20 protein-coding genes and 1 pseudogene are annotated in these 19,822 nt (G+C 53.0%); 9 read left to right on the top strand and 12 right to left on the bottom strand.

Annotated features, from left to right (window positions below; translation table 11 throughout):
* Positions 1 to 13: 13 nt before the first annotated feature.
* From tal to MELB17_RS02920, 5 genes are all read right to left on the bottom strand, one after another.
* Entirely contained in the window at positions 14 to 982 is a 969-nt protein-coding gene (gene tal, locus MELB17_RS02940) for a transaldolase (RefSeq protein WP_007348644.1), read from the bottom strand.
* 118 nt (positions 983 to 1,100) lie between these two features.
* Positions 1,101 to 2,144, bottom strand: coding sequence for a tRNA dihydrouridine(20/20a) synthase DusA (gene dusA / locus MELB17_RS02935; protein ID WP_050774897.1), 1,044 nt, complete (start codon positions 2,142 to 2,144; stop codon positions 1,101 to 1,103).
* A gap of 442 nt (positions 2,145 to 2,586) precedes the next feature.
* Positions 2,587 to 2,931, bottom strand: coding sequence for a hypothetical protein (locus tag MELB17_RS02930; RefSeq protein WP_007348642.1), 345 nt, complete (start codon positions 2,929 to 2,931; stop codon positions 2,587 to 2,589).
* Positions 2,915 to 3,520, bottom strand: a complete 606-nt coding sequence (locus MELB17_RS02925; RefSeq protein ID WP_007348641.1) for a hypothetical protein — start codon at positions 3,518 to 3,520, stop codon at positions 2,915 to 2,917. The genes MELB17_RS02930 and MELB17_RS02925 overlap by 17 nt, the downstream gene beginning before the upstream one ends.
* On the bottom strand, positions 3,517 to 4,311 hold the full coding sequence (locus MELB17_RS02920; RefSeq protein WP_007348640.1) for a TIGR04255 family protein: 795 nt from the start codon (positions 4,309 to 4,311) through the stop codon (positions 3,517 to 3,519). Before MELB17_RS02920 ends, MELB17_RS02925 begins: the two co-directional genes overlap by 4 nt.
* Positions 4,312 to 4,716: 405 nt before the next feature.
* Here MELB17_RS02920 and MELB17_RS02915 point away from each other — a divergent pair, with 405 nt between their 5' ends.
* From MELB17_RS02915 to MELB17_RS02895, 5 genes are read left to right on the top strand one after another with little or no spacing between them, the layout of a single operon-like run.
* Positions 4,717 to 4,914, top strand: a complete 198-nt coding sequence (locus MELB17_RS02915) for a helix-turn-helix domain-containing protein (RefSeq protein ID WP_007348639.1) — start codon at positions 4,717 to 4,719, stop codon at positions 4,912 to 4,914.
* Between the two features lie 2 nt (positions 4,915 to 4,916).
* Positions 4,917 to 5,384, top strand: a complete 468-nt coding sequence (locus MELB17_RS24335; RefSeq protein WP_036183387.1) for an SNF2-related protein — start codon at positions 4,917 to 4,919, stop codon at positions 5,382 to 5,384.
* Positions 5,332 to 6,003 carry a helicase-related protein gene (locus tag MELB17_RS23555; protein ID WP_085988692.1) on the top strand — a complete coding sequence of 224 codons (672 nt, stop codon included), beginning with the start codon at positions 5,332 to 5,334 and terminating at the stop codon, positions 6,001 to 6,003. The genes MELB17_RS24335 and MELB17_RS23555 overlap by 53 nt, the downstream gene beginning before the upstream one ends.
* Positions 5,979 to 6,596 (top strand): hypothetical protein, encoded by a 618-nt coding sequence (locus MELB17_RS02900; protein WP_007348636.1) that lies wholly within the window; start codon positions 5,979 to 5,981, stop codon positions 6,594 to 6,596. Before MELB17_RS23555 ends, MELB17_RS02900 begins: the two co-directional genes overlap by 25 nt.
* A gap of 19 nt (positions 6,597 to 6,615) precedes the next feature.
* A complete protein-coding gene (locus MELB17_RS02895; protein WP_007348635.1) occupies positions 6,616 to 7,128 on the top strand; it encodes a helix-turn-helix domain-containing protein in 513 nt (170 codons plus the stop codon).
* Between the two features lie 17 nt (positions 7,129 to 7,145).
* Here MELB17_RS02895 and istB read toward each other — a convergent pair whose 3' ends face one another.
* Positions 7,146 to 7,901 (bottom strand): IS21-like element helper ATPase IstB, encoded by a 756-nt coding sequence (gene istB / locus MELB17_RS02890; RefSeq protein WP_007348516.1) that lies wholly within the window; start codon positions 7,899 to 7,901, stop codon positions 7,146 to 7,148.
* The gene (gene istA / locus MELB17_RS02885) at positions 7,898 to 9,364 is read right to left on the bottom strand and encodes an IS21 family transposase (protein ID WP_007348517.1); all 1,467 of its coding nucleotides are present in this window, start codon (positions 9,362 to 9,364) and stop codon (positions 7,898 to 7,900) included. The genes istB and istA overlap by 4 nt, the downstream gene beginning before the upstream one ends.
* A gap of 293 nt (positions 9,365 to 9,657) precedes the next feature.
* On the opposite strand from istA, the pseudogene MELB17_RS02880 reads away from it, so the two are divergent.
* Positions 9,658 to 10,776 (top strand): annotated as a pseudogene (locus tag MELB17_RS02880) (DUF6880 family protein); the annotation flags it as partial.
* A gap of 300 nt (positions 10,777 to 11,076) precedes the next feature.
* Here MELB17_RS02880 and MELB17_RS02875 read toward each other — a convergent pair.
* From MELB17_RS02875 to MELB17_RS02865, 3 genes are all read right to left on the bottom strand, one after another.
* Positions 11,077 to 11,328: a YkoF family thiamine/hydroxymethylpyrimidine-binding protein gene (locus MELB17_RS02875; RefSeq protein WP_007348632.1), complete on the bottom strand. Its 252-nt coding sequence runs from the start codon at positions 11,326 to 11,328 to the stop codon at positions 11,077 to 11,079.
* 116 nt (positions 11,329 to 11,444) lie between these two features.
* Complete coding sequence (locus tag MELB17_RS02870; RefSeq protein ID WP_007348631.1) at positions 11,445 to 12,869, bottom strand: phospholipase D family protein; 1,425 nt, start codon at positions 12,867 to 12,869, stop codon at positions 11,445 to 11,447.
* 5 nt (positions 12,870 to 12,874) lie between these two features.
* Entirely contained in the window at positions 12,875 to 13,762 is an 888-nt protein-coding gene (locus tag MELB17_RS02865; RefSeq protein WP_007348630.1) for an alpha/beta fold hydrolase, read from the bottom strand.
* Positions 13,763 to 14,182: 420 nt separating this feature from the next.
* Between MELB17_RS02865 and MELB17_RS02855 the strand changes: the two genes are divergently transcribed.
* Positions 14,183 to 14,734, top strand: coding sequence for a hemerythrin domain-containing protein (locus tag MELB17_RS02855; RefSeq protein WP_007348628.1), 552 nt, complete (start codon positions 14,183 to 14,185; stop codon positions 14,732 to 14,734).
* Between the two features lie 152 nt (positions 14,735 to 14,886).
* On the opposite strand, the gene MELB17_RS23120 is transcribed toward MELB17_RS02855, so the two are convergent.
* Both MELB17_RS23120 and MELB17_RS02845 read right to left on the bottom strand, forming a co-directional pair.
* Positions 14,887 to 15,486: a DUF4236 domain-containing protein gene (locus MELB17_RS23120; protein WP_007348627.1), complete on the bottom strand. Its 600-nt coding sequence runs from the start codon at positions 15,484 to 15,486 to the stop codon at positions 14,887 to 14,889.
* An 8-nt stretch (positions 15,487 to 15,494) separates the two neighbouring features.
* A complete protein-coding gene (locus tag MELB17_RS02845) occupies positions 15,495 to 16,439 on the bottom strand; it encodes a 5'-nucleotidase (protein WP_007348626.1) in 945 nt (314 codons plus the stop codon).
* 145 nt (positions 16,440 to 16,584) lie between these two features.
* Between MELB17_RS02845 and MELB17_RS02840 the strand changes: the two genes are divergently transcribed.
* Together MELB17_RS02840 and MELB17_RS02835 are read left to right on the top strand one after the other, a co-directional pair.
* Entirely contained in the window at positions 16,585 to 17,589 is a 1,005-nt protein-coding gene (locus MELB17_RS02840; protein WP_007348625.1) for a helix-turn-helix transcriptional regulator, read from the top strand.
* A gap of 121 nt (positions 17,590 to 17,710) precedes the next feature.
* On the top strand, positions 17,711 to 19,819 hold the full coding sequence (locus tag MELB17_RS02835; protein ID WP_007348624.1) for an AAA family ATPase: 2,109 nt from the start codon (positions 17,711 to 17,713) through the stop codon (positions 19,817 to 19,819).
* Positions 19,820 to 19,822 lie beyond the last annotated feature (3 nt).

The raw sequence follows: 19,822 nt of genomic DNA, 5'->3' as shown, positions 1-19,822 counted from the left end.
GTGTCCTCAAGGTTTATTTTGCAGCTTCTGCCCGTTGGCGTATCCGCGCTTCCAGTTTCAGCTGGTCGGCCGCAAAAAGCCGAATGCCGTCTGCCAGCTTTTCGGTCGCCATGGCATCGTTGTTTGAATCCCAGCGGAACTGCTTTTCATCCATGTGGCTGCGCTTGTCTTTAGAGCGGGCACCTTCCGGGCTGAGCTTGCATTCAAGTAAACCCGTTTCGTTCTGGAGCGCCTGCATCAGCGCCGGGCTTATGGTCAGCCGGTCACAGCCGGCCAACATTTCAATTTGCCCGATGTTGCGGAAACTGGCGCCCATCACCGCGGTGTTGAAATCGTTGGTTTTGTAGTAATTGTAGATACGCGCAACCGACAGCACGCCCGGGTCTTCACTGGCTGGAAAGCTGTCGCGACCGCTGTCTGCCAGATGCCAGTCCATAATACGGCCAACAAACGGTGAAATCAGCGTGACCCCGGCTTGTGCACAGGCAACGGCCTGGGCGAAGGAGAACAGCAGAGTAAGGTTGCAGCGAATGCCCTCTTTTTCCAGCTGCTCGGCGGCTTTGATGCCTTCCCAAGTGGCGGCAATCTTGACCAGCACGCGCTGGGTATCAATACCCTGTTGGTCGTAAAGCGCTACCATCCGTCGTGCGCGCGACAGTGTGCCGATGGTGTCAAACGACAGGCGGGCGTCTACCTCGGTAGACACCACACCCGGAATCAGTCGCAGAATTTCGCCGCCAGCCAATACCGCCAGAATATCGGTAGCCAGACCAGGCCGGCCCGAACTTGCGCCGGCCTGGCGTTTTGCCGCGGCAATGGCCTTGTCGACCATCGGTTGGTAAGCGTCAGACTCAACGGCCTTGAGCAAAAGTGACGGGTTGGTGGTGGCATCTTGCGGGCGCCAGGCGGCAATGGCATCAAGATCGCCGGTGTCAGCCACGACGGTGGTCATGGTTTTCAGTTGCTCAAGCTTGTTGCTCATTCGGGCTGATGTCCTGCTACGTCGGTTACGTTGGTAATATAAGAGTACGAATCACTACAATAACGGGCCGCCGCAGGCCGAACAAGACAACCAAAGGTTATTCAGCCATTAAATGGCATTACGCTTCGGTAAATGCCGTAGCGGTTCCGATTTGTGGAACCTTGGCCAGGGCTTGGCGCAAAACATCTAATCCAGCGCCTGGTTTGTGGGCGTTTTCGCTGATGTAACGGCGGAATTGGCGCCCACCCGGAACACCGTGGAACAATCCCAGCATGTGCCTGGAAATATGGCCCAGATACACACCGCGCGCCAGTTCTTGTTCAATAAACGGGTACATGGCTTCCAAAGCTTCATGGCGGTTAACGGCCTTTTCCGGCTCCCCGAAAAATTCGCTGTCTACCTGCGTCAGAATCCACGGGTTATGGTACGCCTCGCGGCCCAGCATAACGCCGTCGGTATGGGCCAGATGCTGGTGGCATTCATTCACGGTTTTTATGCCACCGTTAATGATGATTTCCAGCTGCGGATACTTGGCCTTCAAGTGATACACCCAATCGTATTTCAGCGGCGGCACATCGCGGTTTTCTTTCGGGCTTAGCCCTTCCAGTACAGCGATACGGGCGTGAACGATAAAGGTTTTACAGCCCGCAGCTGCCACCGTCTCAATAAACCCGCACAGCTCATCCCAGGATTCGCGGCCATTAATACCAGTGCGGTGTTTCACCGTGACCGGAATATCCGTAGCCGCCTGCATCGCCTTAAAGCCTTCAGCCACAATATCCGGATGGCCCATCAGGCAGGCGCCAATCATATTGTTCTGCACCTTGTCACTGGGGCAGCCCACATTCAGATTCACCTCGCTAAACCCGAACTGCTGCGCCAGGTCCGCACAATGCGCCAACTCGCCGGCATTGCTGCCACCTAACTGCAACGCCAGCGGATATTCTGCCGCGTTGTGGTGCAAAAACCGCTCGGTATCGCCGTGAATCAACGCGCCGGTAGTGACCATCTCGGTGTACAGCAGTGCGTGCTTGCTGAGCTGGCGCGCCATGTAACGATAATGCGGCGTAGTCCAATCCATCATGGGCGCAACACAAAACCGCCGAGAAGGCTCTACGCCTGTGTTTACGTGGCCTGAGGCCCTATTCTGTGGTGCTTTCATGTCACTAATATTAACCATTTATTGCCTGTTTTATGCCATTTTCGTAGTATGGGTGCTCCAAAATTGCTCCAGAAACTGGTTGGGAGCACCGCACGAATGGAGCATGGAGCACCGTGGCCACTATTACTGCAAGAACCCGGGCCGATGGAACGAAATCGTATCGCGCTGCCATCCGCATAAAGCGGAAGGGCCACATAGTATATAGCGAAAGTCTAACATTTGACCGTAAGGCTTTGGCGAAGGATTTGGCAAGTCGCAGAGAACTGTGGCTCCAGGAGCCGAGCGCTAACTGTGCCGGTGGTAATGCCCATGATGGCGAATGAAATTAGCAAAATAGTGCCTTTTATTTGAGGTTGGGGTGTGCGGGGAGGAATTTCAGGCACAAAAAAACCGGAGGCGTTGGTCTGCGGGGCTTTAGATTCGGTTTGGTTGGCTATTTTTGCTAGGGCAGAGCAGCCAGTATTTTCTTGGCAAGGGTCTGGCAGCGGCGTGCGTGAATAGCAGGAAAAGGCGTGTTGATGTGGTAATCCGCTGCATTCCGAAGCTTTCGAAGCTCGTTTAGTCGGTTGCTTAGTGTGGAGTTTTTCGCCGCGTAGGCTCGAATTACCGAATCGTGAACACTACCAGAGGTGTCTTTTATGTTGGCGGCATCCCTGGCTTGCAGGAAGGCACCATAGTAAAACCTGCCAGCCGCAGTTCTTGCTGCGCTTTCGGGGTCAGCCTGGGCGCAGCTCAGTATTTCGCTGGCAATTTTAACGAAGCCGTTCCCATCAAAGCGATTCTGCATGGGATATCGAAAAAACAACTCTGGCAAGATTGATTGATGCGCTTGGCTCCATCACGTCGCTAAGAACATGTTCGTCAATTGCATCCCATACGTCAAAATCTTCGGTGGCTACTACGGCTGTAACAAACAAATTTTCACTTCCTGATTCGGGATCTTTTACGATTTCTACAACAACGCGCTCTACGTTATCGGCATAGCGGGCTGCGGTTGCTGCCAGTAAGGCTAGCTGGCCGACATCGTTATTCTGTGCAAGATACAATGCGGCTTTTTTGGGGTCGTTTACGGTCGCTACTGATTTGAGAGCGGTAACCATGCTTCTGGCTTCCTGAAAGTCGACAATGCTCCGGGAGCCTACTTTATAAAGCGCCTTGGTTAGCGATGGAGCAAAGCGGGTGTAGCTTTGAATATGATCGCCAAGCCTTGATCGGTTCAGCTGGGTGCTACGATAGAACTGTTCGGTATCTATATCCAGAGCGGCCGGTTCGTAAAACCGTTCAATGTTTTGCGTTTGCGATATGGGCATTTGCGCCTGAATGATTTGATCGGGCGAGCCAAGAGCGGGGTTGTATGTATAAGTTGCTGTTGTCATGAATTCAGCCCTATAAACTCCAGAGTTTCTGGTGTCAGCAGATCGTTTAACGTTTTTTTGTTGTCGTGGTGTGCTTTTTCCATGATGGCTTTGGCACTGTCGCCATTAAGCCCTGAAAGTTCATCGTTAGCGCTTTTTACGCAACGAATTACGTTCAGTATTTCAGTTTTGTGGGGTTTCTTTTCTTCCCACTGAGTCGACAAATTCAAATTCTGTATGTATTCGCGGCCGTCTGCTTCTTCAATCCAGCCTTGAAACAAGTGCCAGAGCGGGGTGCTTTGTTTGATGCTTTCCGGCAGAAATCTGCTGTGCTCGTTAAAGAACTTTCCTAATTGATAGGATTTATCGTTAAGAGACCAGTAAAAGCGGTCAGTAAACATAACGCCGATTTCTTGAACAGGCCAGTTCGCAAGATCCAAAAATTCTGACAGCTGGGATATCCACAGCGCTGATGAATCCCGAAAGCTGCTCCAGCCCGGGTATTCAAGGCACTTAATCATTATTCGATTCTGATCTACAACAAGCTGCCAATCCAGCAGATCTGAGCTGGTACTGATTTGGTCCAGTGTCCACCCGCTGAATTCAGTAGAGCTTTCTGTTTTTCCTTCGCTAACGGACACGTTCAGTGATTGGTTTGCGCTGGATTTGGTAAATGATTTTTTAAAGTGCTCGGGCAACGATTGCAGTTTTTCCAAGCGCTGAGCGTCCAGATCATTCGCGAAAGCGATGATTATTGTTGCATCGACTAATGAGTGGCTCGCGCCCGCTCTTTCGAGCTGAACATCTTTCATCACAAACCTTTGGCCTGAAAAGTACGCTGCGCAGTGTAAACATTACGTTTGGTTCTGTCATTGAGTCTAGTGCTATTTGTGGGTGGTTCCGCACTATTTTCTACTTTTTTGAAGCTGTCGCAATGGCATTCAATGTTTACGCTGATTCTTGGGCCGGCTTGAGATTAGCCACGTGCCACTGTAGAACAAACCGTTAATCTCATCCCAAGCCTGCGCAGTATCTGGTTGAGCGCGTATCGTCTGACTGTCGTATCCTTGCAACGATATCTGATCGACCCGCCAACCCTGATTTGATTTTCCTCACTGGAGGCTCGGAACAAACGGTGCGAGCGAATAGTCCTCTAGACTTGGGTCGCTAACCGGAAGGCGCTATACTCCAAAAACTGTAAAATACTGGTAAAAACAATGAAAAACAATCAAACGGACCAGATTATGACTCTGGAGGAGCTGGCGAACTATTTGAAGATCTCCAAATCGACCGTTTATAAACTGACGCAGGAAGGGCGTATACCAGGGCAAAAACTTGGCAAACAGTGGCGCTTTGGAAAGCAGGCTATCGATGATTGGCTCAGTCACCAAGCCCGGACAGAGGGTAGAGATTGATCATGTTTACACCTCATCAAAGTGCCTACTTCGCGAACTGGCTTACCCAAACCGGAAAAGTTGAAAATCGGGTCTCCCGGGCGATGGCATCTGCTCGTGTTGATATGAATCCCCATCAGATTGAGGCAGCCAGGTTTGCCCTGAAATCCCCTCTGGAAAAAGGGGTTTTACTCGCTGACGAAGTTGGTCTGGGTAAAACCATTGAAGCCAGTTTAGTGATGGCCCAGAAGTGGGCTGAGGGTAAGCGGAATATACTTTTGGTCGTCCCAGCGTCACTTCGTAAGCAGTGGAGTCAGGAGCTACAAGACAAGTTTGAGCTGCCTTCAATCATCATTGACAGCAAGGTTGCCGCTGCACTCAAGAAAGAGGGCATCCACAACCCGTTCTCCCATGAATGCAAGATTGTAATCTGCTCATATGAGTATGTTGCGCGCCAGAAAGAAAAGGTGCAGCTCGTCGATTGGCATTAAAGAATGGTTGGAAGAACACCGTGGATCGGCGCGGATTAGTGGCTCAAAACCGGCGGATATGAAGGCCGCACTGGTCGATTGTTTCAAGAGTGACAAAGCAGATATTCTTGTTTCCACCGAAGCCGGCGGCGAAGGTATCAACCTGCAGTTCTGCTCTGTACTGATTAATTACGACCTGCCCTGGAACCCTCAGAAGGTGGAGCAGCGTATTGGCCGGGTGCATCGCTACGGCCAGAAAAATGACGTGGTCGTTGTGAACTTTGTTAACCGCAAAAACCCGGCCGACCAACGCGTGTTTCAGCTGCTTAACGAGAAACTCAAGTTATTCGAAGGGGTGTTTGGGGCGTCGGACGAAATATTAGGGGCCATCGAAGGCAACATCGACATAGAGCGCCGTATCTATGATATTTACCAGAAGTGCCGAACAGACGCGGAGATTGAGCAAGAGTTCGATCAATTACAAGAGAGTCTAAAGGACATTCTGGACGTCAGAGAGGCTGAAGCCCGACAGAGCATCATCTTGCCTGGGAGCTTGTCCGCAAAGCAAAAAGCTATCGGTTGGAGCCAGCGCATCTGGTCTTTCAGTATGATCAAATGGAAGGCCAGTATGCTGCGCTAAAGGTGTATCTGGGCCAGTCTGGAACCTTGACCGCTTTTGAGATTCGCTTTTCTTATAATCGAGGAAAGGACGTAAAAAACCAACTGGTTGTTTTGGCGAAAACTGACTCTGGCGAGTTGCTCACGCCGGGAAATGCCGAACACCTGCTCTTTGTTCCGGCGTATTCGAAGTCGTTGGAACGGATCATCGATGAAAATGAATTTGCCGACTATCAAGCCCAGGTGATTGACGAACAGACCCTTCAGACCGAAGCCGAACTTGATAACTATTTGGAGCAGGAGTCCGACAAGCTGGAGCGCTGGGCCGACGACCGGCGCAAAGTCTTGATGGAAACCGTGGATGAGCTGGCTGAAGACATTCATCAGCTAAAGAAAGCGTCGCGACAACTGGCATCCATGGCTGAAAAGATCCAGGCGAAAAAAGAGCTGAGAAAGCTGGAGCGCAAGCGAGACGATGCTTTGCATGAATACCACGAATCCAGAAAAGTCATTGAGCAAGAAGAAGACCGCCTGCTGGATGAGGTTGCCGAAAAGCTGGAATTGACCTGCGAGGTGAGAAATCTATTCACCATTCGCTGGACTCTAACTCACTGAGCCTTAACGAGACATCAAGATGGATCAGGGAAAACTCGTCAAAGACCTGTTGTTTCATATTCGCCTGGGCGAAGACTCCAGTATTGAATTCAAAGCCGTCACTTATGAGGGTGAACGGCCCAAAGATCCAAACCGGGATAAAATGGCCCATGAAATTGCCGCCTTCGCCAATGGCCAGGGCGGACGACTTGTGTTGGGTGTGTCAAGAAGCATCTCCGTACACCAAAGTGCGGGGCGTTACTATCAGCGTGTCGGCTCCACCAAGCAGGAAATGAAACCGGAAGTCCTTGCACGCTTATTTCAACAGCGTTCTCAGGCACGGCTGATCCGATTCGACGAAGCCCTGGTGCCGGGGACCCAAGTCGAAGATATTGATAAATCTTTGAAACAGCGTTTTTTGAAACCGAATACGCTCGAGAAAGAGCAGCTTCACAAGCTGCATTTGACCGCTAAAGACGACTATGACGAAGGCCTATCGGTCTGTGGCGTATGTTCGGCGTCAACTATCCTGTCCGGTCCGCGACAACTATGATGGCCGGTTGGGTGGTCTTACTTCTTACTCTTTGCAGCCTGCTTGAGATGCTGCTGTCTTCGGTAACTTTCCCCCTCTAATTCGATAATAGTTGCGTGGTGTATCAGCCGGTCTATGGCCGCTACAGTCATCATGCTGTCTGGGAAGATTTGATCCCACTCACTAAATGGTTGGTTGGCTGTGACGATTAGACTGCCACTCTCATAGCGATGGGCGATGAACTCGAACAGTACCTGGGTTTCTGCATCCGTCTTTTTTACATAACCGATGTCATCGATGATGACGACCCTGTATTTATCCAGCCGTGTCATGGCTGTCATCAAGTCGAGATCGCGCTTGGCCTGTTGTAAGTGCTGAACCAGCGCTATGGCAGGGAACAGTTTGCAGCGTACCCCCTGTTCGGTGAGTTGATGACCCAGTGCATTAGCGATATGGGTTTTGCCAGTGCCGCTGGGGCCAATCAACAGCACATTGTCGGCATGGTGTGCCCAGTCACTGTCTTGTTGCAGCCTTGCCAGTGCGGTGTTGCAGGGGCGGCTGAACGCGCTTTGATCAAGCGCTGAGAAGGTCTTGTTGGCGGCAAGTTTTGCCTCGCGTACCCACTTCTGGGTCCGGCGCTGGTAGCGGTCTGAGAGCTCGTACTCACACAATGCCGCTAGGTAATCGGTGTGTGACCAGTTCTTCTCAATGGCGGTTTCCCAGAGCGATTGGTAATGACGGTGGAAGGCCGGCAGACGGAGTTCTTTTAACAGTAAAGCGACAGAGCCTGTCATATCTGTGCCTCCTGACTGTTGATCGAGGACAGTAGCTCGTCGTAGCTCACTAAGGTGTGTTGGCTTGATGCAGAGCACTTGAGGTCTGGGTTGCCGCGAAGGTAGCGTGACTGAATCTCGGTAATGGACGCGAACCGGCCTGCTTGGGCCTCAATCAGCAGATCCTCCCCCAGCGACTGTTCATCATCGTACTCGAAGGCCAGTCGCAATGTTGTCACGATCCATTTGCAGGCTTCTCGGGCTTCAAGGTGCGTATCCGCAAGCTGCCAGAGTTGACGGTAGTTGTCGTCCGGGAGTAAGTCATCACGCAACTGAGAGTAACGGAAGGCCTGCGGCTTCGAGGCCAGCGAGCGGATAACGTGCCGGTAATTGACGCTGCGGGCGCGATTCTCGCCAGGTTTGGGGTAAATGCGCGGTAATGTCAGTGCCGGCTGCTGTCCGACGAACAGCACCAGCTTGTCGTGGTGCAACCGGATTTGTACCGACTCTCCAATCAGCCGCGATGGCACGGTGTAAACAACGCGCCGGACTTCGATCGTTGAGCTGCGCGTCACCTTAAGGTGGAGGGTCTGATACTCGGCCGCCGTAAACTCCGGCAGAGGCTGCAAGGCCGCCTGCTCTTCAAGCGCGCGCGATCGGTTGCGCTGATTGAGCTTGTCGACAACGCGATCAATAAAAGCCTGATAGTGCGCAACACCGTCGAAGTCACTGTGACCGCGCAATAACAACTGTTGTGCCAAGCGTTTCTTGAGCGAGCCATTGGCGCACTCCACCACGCCGTTTTCATGGGACTGCCCCAGATTATTGCGAGTGGGTGTCATGCGGTAATGCTGGCACAGCTCGCTATAAGCCTCAGTCCACACGTTTTGACGGTTATTGCGTGCCGCGCTTAAGCTGTCGGTGCGGTGCTCAATGGGACTGCCACCCACCTGTTGTAAGGCTCGCTGCAAGCCCGCCGCCAGAGCCGCATAACTCTCACCACCTTGAACGACGGTAACCGAGCGCCAACCGCTGTAGGCCAATCGAAATTGATAGAGCAGGTGTGGAAAGGTCTTGGATTGAATCGTAACCGGGTTGTCGGGGTGGGTAAAATCAGAAAACCCCTGTTGCGCCACAACCGCCTGCTGGCGAAAAATGACCTCGCGTTCCGGCCCGTGTAGCGCCCGCCAGAGCTTCACACGGCGTTGCAGGGTGCGCAGAATGGTCTGATCGTAGTGCTCAGGGTAATGCTCTTGCAGATAATCAAGCAGAGTTGTACCGGTCAGCTTAGGCTCATTTTCTAACAGATGGAGCAACTCTGTTTCCCAAACCGCTTCCAGTGGATCTTCTCGGGTACGCCATTGCCGCTCGGTGTCAAGGCAGGGTTTTTGTGCTGATGTCTCGATGCGTCGCCCAGATCGGACAGAAACGCCTGCCTTGGCGGCAGCTACTTCTTGGCTTGCGCCATTTTGTCGGTGCTGCATGTACAGCTCCTCTTGTCGGTTGGTTATGTGTTGACCAGGCACCTTGTGCTCCACAGTGGAAAACAAAGTACCGATTGTTACACCCAACCGGCCAAGATAATTGTCGTTAACCGGTCATCCTAATTGTCGCCGAACAGGCGTACTGCTGCTTACGCCTGATCCCACCCAGTGGTTGAACAATGCCTATGTCCAATGCGTGTTTTATAGCGGCACCGCGCGGGACGCGGAAGACCAGCTCGACGCACAGGATTACACCGGCCCCATAGACCAACAAATCAACGGACGACCCTGCGGCTGCCCTAGAACTGACCGAGATGTTTTTGACGTTGCCGGATACGCTCTTTGAGCGAGTGGATGATTCCGACGGCAGCCTTGGAGGCGTGTTTCAGGAAGCCGTTAAACAGTGGCTTTTGCTTGCGGAGGATGTCCGTGCTGCGAATTCGGAGGCGGAGTCGTGGGTTGAGAAGGTTCTGCATTACTTTCATAACAATGAATACGGTGTGTTTGACGACATCATCGCCGCGAGTAACACCCTGCTAACGGACCAGGAGTTTCAGCAACTGGCATGGCGGTTTGAAAACGAAGCAAGGCAAGCCGTGGAAGCTAGCAACACATCGCGCCATAACCACAGCGGCGCAACGGCGCTCCAGGGCCTTCAGTCCGTGGCGGAGGCCTTGTCTGATATACATCTGTATGAAACGAGCATGTTACTTCGAAGCCCTGAGCCCAACCCATTGCAGCTGGATTCCCTCATTCGTTTCGCATTGACGATCGGCGAACTGGATCGGGCCGAACACTGGCTGGAACAACCCCAGTGGCACAATGATCCTCGTCGGCACCGTTCCCTGCGTAACCTGTGGTTACAGCAAAAAGGCCAGACCGATCAACTCAAGCGGGAGTTACTGGACGCATTCCATCAGCGGCCAGACCTTTACAGCCTGGAAGCCAGCTGGCTGCTAGCCAGCGAGCAGGAGCGGCGGCAACTGCGCCAGAAGGTGGAAGAAATGGCGGAACCGCCTGACGATGTGTACGACCGGGTGACGATGCTGATCACGGTAAACAGCCTCGACAAGGCCGCTCAGCTACTGGTTCATTACCATAACGAGCTCAGATTCTACCATTACACCGCCCTTCAAACCTGGCTTCGCACCTTCGAAGCCAACGGCAATGGCCTGGCCATGGTTGTGTGTTACCGGGCCTTGCTCAGCGATCTGCTGGACCGGGGCTTCAGCCGGGCCTACCATCACGGGGTTCGTTACTTCCACCGGCTACTGGCGCTTGATAACGAAATCAATGATTACCACGGGCTGAGTAATGCCCAGTCATACATCCGCCACTTGCAGTCGAAACACGGGCGCAAATGGTCGTTCTGGAAAGAAGCAGATTACCCAACCAAGCCTGAACAACTCTGATCGCTTGCAACGCTCAAATCACAGTCATTCCGATAAACACCAAGGAAAAGTGCAGTACCATGAGCAACCCAGACACCCAGATGAACTGTTTGGAGATGCTTGTCCCTATATCCTTCCTTCTGTTGTGCCTGTCCATTGTGGGTCTTATCGGCGTGACCCGACCCATGTGGTGTTCTATCGGGAGCGCACCATGGCCTGGTTGGCGCAAAATCTGGGTTTGAATCTCGAAATACCGGCCAAAGATGTGGCGCTTTTCCAGCAACAAGCCCGGTAGGTCCCGTGATCTGGCCTGTTGCTCTGCTATGACCGTGGCCGACGGTCTCCTTCTATAAAGTTCACGACAAAAACGGCTTTTCCGTAGGTGTCGAATGACCATTTCATGATCTCTGAAAAAACGCCCATGACGTCTTCAAATTCACCGAAGATCTGGGTGCTCATCCGGTTGGAATACACTTCCAGCTCACTGAGCTCAAGGCGTTTGACGATGTCTTTAATGGGCGCTTTGTAGTCGTCCGTCAAAGGGTAGTAGCTGATCTGTGCTGACAGGTACATAGGACCTCCGGATCTTTGATAGTCGAACTGCTCTGGTAGATACGGTGCCCCTCGACGGAAAGGTTTTCAATGGGCGGGCGACAAAAGAGGGTTACCATCCGTTAAGAGATGATGCCTCAGAATGTCGATAACCCGGTTGCCTCCATCAACCGGTAACGCCAGTACCTAATTTGTGAGTGGTCGGCATAGGCTTCGTAAGGCAGGCTGAGTATGGGTGTTGTGTCTGGCCCGGCTTGCCATTGGCGGTCAAAGAAGGCCTGGGCCTGCTCTATCAACGGGGTTTTAGTCAAGCCCCGAATGAGGATGTCAGTCTCAAGATTCAGGTCATTCAGGTTGCGACGAGTGAAGTTTGCCGAGCCCATCAGTAGCTGCCCCTGATCATTGGTGTCGCGACGAATCAGCATCTTGCTATGGCACTGCTCACCATGGGTATTACACCAGCGGACGGGTATGCCGGCCCGAGTTAATTCCATCGCGACCTGGCGATTGGGAATGCCACTTTTTTCATGGCCGAAAGCTTCCTTGTTCGGGTCCAGCAAAGCCCGAACCTCGACGCCCCGGTTGTGAGCATCGATAAACGCTGTCACCAGTTCACGGTGGGAGAGGTAAAACATGGCCAGGTCCAACTTCGAGTCTTGGCGCGCTGAATTAATCATTGCCAGCGCTGATTCGAAAATTTTTTGTTCCGTAACCACGCTGCCGACAGCGCTCTCATCCTGGCCGCCGAAGGTGTTGGGCGAAACGTCCGGGGCCAAGTTCAGCCTGGCATCGGAAAGTGCCAGCACGGCCTGCTCGCTGGCGAGTAAATCGTTCACCGCGGGGCCAGCAAAGCTCAAGGCCATATTGCTGTGCTTACTGCTGCCATCGTGAGGGTTGGCGGAGGTAATCAGGCCTCGGAAACGGTTGCCTTCATCCACGATCAGAACCTTGCGGTGGTTGGCCTTGAAATTCGGCAACGCCAGGTAGCTGCGCAAGGTGACTTCGCCATCATCCAGCAGATTTGGCAGCCAGCCAGAGGTATCCGAGTTTCCCAGCCACTGGCAACAAAGGCGCCAGCCCGCTGACCATATTGGGTTGGAATCTCTGAGCTGGTCGAGGGCGGTCTCTGTCACCGGGATACCAGCGTCCTTCAGACGCTCGAAATAGGGCGACTTGCGGCCTCCGTAAAAGGTATTCAGCGGATCGGTGATAACGACAATGCGGATATCCTCCACCTGCTGGCTGCGGGTTATCAGAGCGCTGGTCAATTGCTCCGACAGTGGCCGGTAACTGTCGTCGGGCCGGCTATCGTTGAACAGGAACATGTCCAATACGATCAGCTTTTCGGCCTGGCCGATCAGCCGGAAGATCTCATCAAAGATGGTGTGTTCTAGCTGTACACTGTCGCTGGCGTCCCGATAGGTCAGATCGGTAAGCAACCGGGCATCAAGGAGAGGGCGCTCCGGGCCTTTGTAACTCAGATCTTGGGGCAATGGTTTAAACACATGGTATACACCGACACCGACGGTCAGGAAGACAAGGAACAGCAGTAATATTTTCAAGGATGTTACTCGTGAACAGGGTTAAAAAATGCCAGCAACTCGGCGATAACGGCTTCCGGAACCTCTTCCGGCAAAAAATGCCCGCAGTCCAAGGCTTTTCCCTGCACCTGAGTGCCTCTTTCGCGCCAGACATCCAGCACGTCGTAAGTCCGGTTTACAAAGCCCCTGGAGCCCCACAGTACCAGCAGAGGACATTGTATTTTCCGCTCGAGGTCGTTCTCGTCGTGTTTCAGGTCGATCGTGGCAGCGGCGCGATAGTCTTCACAGGAGGCATGGATGGCTTCGGGTTTGCTAAAGCAACGGACGTATTCGGCCACCGCCTCGTCAGAAAATACGGCTCCCGGTGCGCTCCAGTGTTTCAGTTTCTCAGTCAGATAATAACCCGGATCGGCGCCGATCAGGTGTTCGGGCAGGCCATTCGGCTGAATCAGGAAAAACCAGTGATAATAGCCGGTGGCAAAATTCTGGTCCGTGTTGCGGAACATATGGAGAGTCGGTGCGATGTCCATTATACAGGCCTTTAGCACTCGATCAGGGTGGTCCAGTGCCATGCGGTGGGTAATCCTGGCGCCCCGGTCATGTCCGGCAACCATAAATGTTTGATGTCCCAGTGACGCCATGACCTCGACCATGTCCTGGGCCATGGCACGTTTGGAGTAGGCAGAATGGTCCGGGCCCCCCTTGGGTTTATCACTGTCGCCGTAACCACGCAGATCCGGACAGACTACGTGAAAGTGACGAGCCAGGGCTGGCGCCACTGCATGCCACATGACATGGGTTTCCGGGTAGCCATGCAGCAGTAGCAAAGGTGGTCCCGAGCCACCATGAGCTACATTGATTTCGATATCGTCGGTCAGAACCTTTATGCTTCTGAAGTTTGCACCAAGCGTCATCTTGTACGTTCCCTTTTTTTGTTTTGGCTCTGGATTTGGACCATGGCTCAAGCCAGCTCCGCGTACCTCAGATCATGCCAATCCAGAAGTATCGGGGAAGATATACGCCACCTGCAGTCGACTTGATGTGGCTTAGCGGCTGTTTAAGGCCTGGATTCAAGTTTTCTTGTAAATTCAGCTTTTTATTACCGGTTGATTTCAAAAATAGTCGCCAAACAAGCAATTTATTCAGGCGCAAAGAAGAAGTTCAGATTTACGCCGCCCGCTGGCTCTGGTATTACAATAATGGACAATCCAATATGGATTGCGAAAAAAACACTCCTGAACAGGAACTGGCCACGGTGGCCTGATGTCTATTTTTGAATCTTACCCGCTAATAAAGGGGGATAGCCGCTACGCACCAGAAGAGGAGACTTTATCATGGCCAGTCTTAACCAATTGCGTCGTGATCACGCCAACATGGCTCGGTTGCTTCACGTACTCTTGCGCAGGCACAAGCACTTGGAGCAGGGCGAGCGTCCAGACTTCCATTTGATACGTGAGGTTGTGGACTACATCCTAGAATACATGGACGGCTTCATTATGCCTTTGGAGCGTCTGTACAGCGAACACCTGCTGGCTAAAGAGCCCGAAGCCGAGGCGTTAAGTCATCGAATGGGCGATGATTACCAGGCCTTGCGTAAGCGCCTGAACCTGCTTTCCGAGACGCTCGATATGATCCTGATGGATCACGTGGTGCCTATGGAGCGCTTTATCGAGGACCTCAAAACCTATCTTGATGCACATAACGTTTACTTAAAAGTCGAGCGTGAGAAGCTGTTTCCATTCCTTCGTGAACATCTGACAGAGGCAGAGCAGAAGGATCTACTCAAGATGCTGCCAGACAGCTCAAAAGCTAACCTGTCGCGGCTCCGGGAAGATCATCCAGAGCTTTATGCGGAGTTCAAGGCGGCGCCTTTGCCATTCGCTTGAACACAGTAAAAGCCGGCGCCGACTCCATAGCGGCGATGTTACCCGATCGGGCGCTTTGGTAAAGAGTAGCTCGGGCAACGTCACGTTGCTCGAACGCCAGCTTTTCTTGCGTCCACTGCTCATGCTGGTTTTGATATCGCTGACGCTTGCGTTCATTGGAATCTGCAAAGGCTCTGCGCCGGGCAGGGCAGGGCAAAGCAAAGGTAGGCTAGCCAATCCAGTGTCCGTAACGCCGGCGCTTCCGGCTTGGGTGCGTCAAAAGGCTTGGCCACCAGCGTGGGGAAATGGTCAGGCGCCGGAGTATCCCAGTGAATGCTGATGATTCTTGCCATCATCCGGTTATGGCTATCCACCTGCTGTTGCAGTGTGTCTTCCAGATGTTGCCGGGCGTGTGTTTTTGCAATCTCCAGGGCTTCATCGCCGAGATGATGGCCATCGGCATCCAGAATGGCAATATCGCCGGTTTTTGTATTCAGCTGTATTTGTGCAACCTCTTCCGCCATGGCTGGGACGGCGAGCGATGGCGCTGCTGAGCGGGTACTTCGGCCTTCGCTACCGGTTTTATTGAGCTTAAGAAGCCTTTTGCGATAAGACATCCCAGAACCGGGAATACCCACATTGCCATAAAGCCCGTTCCGCCCCAAAGTGACGTTAGCACCACGCACACCGGCAGAAACACTGACACCGCGCTTGCCAAGATTGATGCGGACCCCGGGAAAGATAGAAACCGTTCTACGAAATCGAAATGCCATTTGAAACCTTATTCTGACGGTGTGATTGGGTGAACATTCGCCACCCCAAACGGAATATGAACCATCGGAATATCCCCCGCATCGGATTGCAGATGTGATCGCTGGTCATCAAAGAACATGTGGGGCTTTAGCACCTTCAGAATCCGGTCTTTCTTCATTCCACCCAAGAAGAAAACCTCGTTGGCGTCCACGCCCCAGTGTTCCAACGTCGTAATCACACGTTCATGGGAGGGCGCATTGCGGGCGGTCACGATGGCGATCCTCAATATCCGTCGATAGTCGGGATCGTCCATCACCGCTTGGTCTTCCAGCTTTTGTAAGTGGGATAGCTTACGAAACAAATCCGCAAGCGGGCCGGGGCTGTGTGGAATTTGGGAGCGGGACGTCTCGTGCTCCTGAAAATCCTCTAGCGAGCCGGCTTTGAACACCCGTTCTGAAGCGTCATCTGCAATTACGCCATCAAAATCAAACGCTATGCGCAGTTCCGGGTCAGCTTCATTATCCACTACCTTGCTGGGCAAAACCGTGCCAGCGGGGTGGCCATAGTCTATCGCCTGCGACACATCGCTGGCATTGGCCGACAGGAACAGCGAGGCATTGAACGCTGGAATGTATGCGTAGGGCGATTTGCCCTCCAGAAAGGCTGCGCGGCTAATGTCCAGGCCGTGGTGGTGAATAGAATGAAACACCCGCTTGCCAGTAATGACCGAGTTTCGTGAAAGCAAGACCACTTCCACCGGGCACTGCTTCGGAAATTTCTGGTTCACACTCAAGAAACGTTTTACAAACGGAAAGGCAACGCCTTTTCGCAATGGCTTAGTCAGATGAGTCTCCTGATACTCCCGGTAGGCTTTTTCACCTCGTTCGCGAAACACACGGTCGGAATTGGACAAGTCAAACAGGGCGCTGGACACCACCGCAATAACGAGCTTTTGTTCGATGGGGTAGGACATCGGCAGGGCGTTCCTCTTTTTTGCAGGTATCAGGGTCCAGATTTCTACGGCTTAAGATTATAGTGATACTGTGCAACACAACACGTCGTGTTAAAAATGCGCCGGATTGATAAATTTTTGTCGAAACCAGACAGGGAGTCACACAATGTCGACCGCCGCTGTGCGTTACCTCACCATGCTGCGAATGGTACCGCGCTTTCCTAGGGCTATCACCACTACGGAGCTGGTGGGGCGACTTGAGGAACAAAATTTCCGGGTTACCATGCGGTCTATTCAGCGGGATCTAGAGAAGCTGAGTGCAGACTTTCCGCTGTTGGTGGACGAAAGCGCACGGCCTTTTCGCTGGTCGTTTGATCGCGACGCAACCATGGGGATTATTCCGGCATTGGATCTGCCAGCGGCACTGACATTTGAATTGGCCAAGGCCTATCTCACGCCAATGCTGCCGCCCAGGGCGTTGTCCCATCTTCAATCACACTTTAATGAAGCCCACCGTGCGCTGTCGCGCGAGCGAAACCCCCTAGGCCAGTGGCCGAACCGTGTGCGTGTTATCAACCGCGGTTTAGGTGGAAGCCGCCCGCCTATTGATGCGGATGTTCTGGAGACAGTCACCGAAGCCCTGCTATGCGAGTATCAGTGCAATTTGACCTACCAGGCCCGCAGCTGGCCGGAGCCAATAGACATAACCGTCCATCCCTTTGGCCTGATTTTTCGCGACCCGAATGTGTACCTGATTGGCACCATTGATGGTCGGGAAGGCATACGGCAATTGGTGCTGCACCGGGCAACCTCCGGGGCGCTAATAGAGCAGCCGGTTGACCGCCCCCAAGACTTCGACCTGGATCTTTACATTCATTCCGGTGCCATGGGCATTTTGAAATCCAATGAGCCAATATTTCTCAAGCTTCGGTGCGATAAACCTGCGCTGAACCACTTGATCGAATCGCCCCTGGGCATTGACCAAATTACCACGAATATCGACCACAACACCTTTGAAATCTCGGTAACAGTTGGCGACACCCAAGACCTGCGCTGGTGGCTGACGGCGCAGGCAATCCATTGTGACATTCTGGGGCCGAAGTGGCTGCGCACCGAAGTTGAAAAAGTTCTGGCGGAGGGTTTACGGCGAATTCGTGAAAGTGGAGCCTGAAATCCGAGCCAGCACTTGTTACAGATATATATAGTCAGAAAGACGACACATAGGCAGTCATGCGACGCATTTTGTCGCACGTGAGCCGTACAATGCTTCCAACGACTGAGGAGGCTCGCCAATGCTGCTATGGAACGAACTCATCAATGAAGCCCGTGAACTGGAACCCGACGCCAGCGCGACCAAAGACGACCTGAAGCTGCTGCAGATATACCTCTGCCGGCTCTACCTCTCGCCAATCCACGAAAAAACCGTAAACCTGTTCAGCGCGGCAGAAAGCCTGACGTTTCTGGGTATTCAAACACCAGAAGACGCCGATACCATAAGCACCCGTGTTTACTTCAATATGATTCGCAAACGGGAAAAAGCGCTGACCGCCTCGCATAAAGGCAAGCCAAAGCTGTCCTTCGGGCCGCTGCTCGCCAGTTTGGTGAAACTGCTGAAGCCGAGCGCCATCGAAACCAAACTGCTGGTGTACGCAATGCTGCTGCTAAAACACCCGCAGGCGCAGCCCGTTCTGCGCGAACTCGATATCAACGAATTCAATAACTCCGTGAGTGCTCTTGCCAAGTCCCTGCGTGAATCGTCCCGCGCACTTGCCCGCGCCTTGGGTGAAGATGCCATGCTGTGCCAGGTGAACCTGCTTGAAACGCCCGACCGCAGCAGCGATATTTGGGACCTGATAGAAGCTGGCCCTTTGCTGGCGCAGCTGGTGCTAGCGACGTCTGACGGGCAGGAAAGCCAGAATGACAGTGACATCGAACAAATGCTGTTCCGCCATGTTTGCCCACCAGGGCCGCAAGCCAGGCATCATATTGGCGAGTTCCAGGGCGTACCCGAACTGCAGTTGATGCTGGATTACCTGCAGAATGCGCTCAGTACAAAAACCAGAGGTAAAAATATACTGCTCTACGGTAAACCCGGTACAGGCAAAACAGAACTGGCCCGCGCTATGGCGGAAAAGCTGGCGGCGCCTTTGTACGAGGTGCCCACCAAAGACAACCATTCCTACGCTATGACCGGCCGTGTTCGGCTGGATGCGGCAAAACTGGCCCAAATGTTCCTGGAAGACCGCTTAGGTGCAATATTGCTGTTCGATGAAATGGAAGACGCCTTTCGTAAAGCGGATAGCCTGGCCAAAGGCTGGTTTAATAACCTGCTGGAAGAAAATCAGGCCCCCACCATCTGGATTAGCAACCAGATAGGCGCCGTAGACCCAGCCTTTCTGCGCCGCTTTGATTTCATCTTTGAAGTGCAGGGCTCTGGCACAGACCAGCAGGCTGCAAAGCTTGAGCGGGACTTGTCTACGCTGCCTGTTAGCAAGCCCTGGATCGCAGAGGCTGCAAGCCAGCCCTGGATGAACCCCGCACTGGCTAAAAACTTGTTGGAAGTTGCGCAGTACCTGCCGGCGAAACAGATCCATCGCAACCAAAATCGCCTGGAGACCTTAATTCACCAGCGCCTGCGCGCCATGGGCGAAAGCAAGCCGGCGAGCATACTGAAGCGGCAGCCGAAACCGGATTTTCCCGAATTCTGCCTGGCTTGGATTAATACCCAGCCAACACTGAACAACGTGGAACGCTTGATCCGCAAAGAAGAAAGCGCACGGATTTGCTTATACGGCCCACCGGGTGCCGGCAAAACCGCCTACGCCCAGGAACTTGCAAAACGCCTGAAAAAGCCGTTCATGCTGCAGTCTGGTAGTGATCTATTAGGTAAATACGTGGGTGAAAGCGAGAAAAATATCGCTGCCATGTTCGAAAAAGCTGAGCGCGATGGCGCCGTATTGCTACTCGATGAAGCCGACACATTCCTGTACAACCGGGGCATGGCACAGCACAGCTGGGAAGTGAGCACCATTAATGAATTCATGGTACGGCTGGAGCGTTTCGAAGGCGTTTTCCTGGCAACCACCAACCGCTTCGACAGCCTGGACAAAGCAATTTTGCGCCGCTTCCAGCTTAAAGTGAAATTCGGATACCTGACCAGCACACAACTTACAGAAATCATAGAAGCCTGCGTGATGGATAAAGATAAGGCCCGGGATTTGCCAGCAGACCGACTTGCCCAATTTAACTACCTGACACCGGGCCTAGTGCGTGGGGCGGTTCAGGGGCTTCGCTTGAGGGGCTTTAAACCGCGTACAGAGCGGCTTCTGGAGGCGCTTAAAACAGAGCAGGACCAACAAACCGATGGTGTTATTGGCCAGCCGATTGGGTTTGTGCAGTGAGCA

Origin of the sequence: Marinobacter sp. ELB17, assembly GCF_000169375.1 — a bacterium.
In the GTDB taxonomy this organism is placed as follows: Bacteria; Pseudomonadota; Gammaproteobacteria; order Pseudomonadales; family Oleiphilaceae; genus Marinobacter.
This window is presented reverse-complemented; position numbering and strand designations above follow the sequence as displayed.

Bases quoted from the DNA above. Each gene is read 5' to 3' on its own strand.
- tal (WP_007348644.1), bottom strand. From the start codon at position 982: ATGAGCAACAAGCTTGAGCAACTGAAAACCATGACCACCGTCGTGGCT.
- dusA (WP_050774897.1), bottom strand. From the start codon at position 2,144: ATGAAAGCACCACAGAATAGGGCCTCAGGCCACGTAAACACAGGCGTA.
- MELB17_RS02930 (WP_007348642.1), bottom strand. From the start codon at position 2,931: ATGCAGAATCGCTTTGATGGGAACGGCTTCGTTAAAATTGCCAGCGAA.
- MELB17_RS02925 (WP_007348641.1), bottom strand. From the start codon at position 3,520: ATGACAACAGCAACTTATACATACAACCCCGCTCTTGGCTCGCCCGAT.
- MELB17_RS02920 (WP_007348640.1), bottom strand. From the start codon at position 4,311: ATGAAAGATGTTCAGCTCGAAAGAGCGGGCGCGAGCCACTCATTAGTC.
- MELB17_RS02915 (WP_007348639.1), top strand. From the start codon at position 4,717: ATGAAAAACAATCAAACGGACCAGATTATGACTCTGGAGGAGCTGGCG.
- MELB17_RS24335 (WP_036183387.1), top strand. From the start codon at position 4,917: ATGTTTACACCTCATCAAAGTGCCTACTTCGCGAACTGGCTTACCCAA.
- MELB17_RS23555 (WP_085988692.1), top strand. From the start codon at position 5,332: ATGAGTATGTTGCGCGCCAGAAAGAAAAGGTGCAGCTCGTCGATTGGC.
- MELB17_RS02900 (WP_007348636.1), top strand. From the start codon at position 5,979: ATGGAAGGCCAGTATGCTGCGCTAAAGGTGTATCTGGGCCAGTCTGGA.
- MELB17_RS02895 (WP_007348635.1), top strand. From the start codon at position 6,616: ATGGATCAGGGAAAACTCGTCAAAGACCTGTTGTTTCATATTCGCCTG.
- istB (WP_007348516.1), bottom strand. From the start codon at position 7,901: ATGACAGGCTCTGTCGCTTTACTGTTAAAAGAACTCCGTCTGCCGGCC.
- istA (WP_007348517.1), bottom strand. From the start codon at position 9,364: ATGCAGCACCGACAAAATGGCGCAAGCCAAGAAGTAGCTGCCGCCAAG.
- MELB17_RS02875 (WP_007348632.1), bottom strand. From the start codon at position 11,328: ATGTACCTGTCAGCACAGATCAGCTACTACCCTTTGACGGACGACTAC.
- MELB17_RS02865 (WP_007348630.1), bottom strand. From the start codon at position 13,762: ATGACGCTTGGTGCAAACTTCAGAAGCATAAAGGTTCTGACCGACGAT.
- MELB17_RS02855 (WP_007348628.1), top strand. From the start codon at position 14,183: ATGGCCAGTCTTAACCAATTGCGTCGTGATCACGCCAACATGGCTCGG.
- MELB17_RS23120 (WP_007348627.1), bottom strand. From the start codon at position 15,486: ATGGCATTTCGATTTCGTAGAACGGTTTCTATCTTTCCCGGGGTCCGC.
- MELB17_RS02845 (WP_007348626.1), bottom strand. From the start codon at position 16,439: ATGTCCTACCCCATCGAACAAAAGCTCGTTATTGCGGTGGTGTCCAGC.
- MELB17_RS02840 (WP_007348625.1), top strand. From the start codon at position 16,585: ATGTCGACCGCCGCTGTGCGTTACCTCACCATGCTGCGAATGGTACCG.
- MELB17_RS02835 (WP_007348624.1), top strand. From the start codon at position 17,711: ATGCTGCTATGGAACGAACTCATCAATGAAGCCCGTGAACTGGAACCC.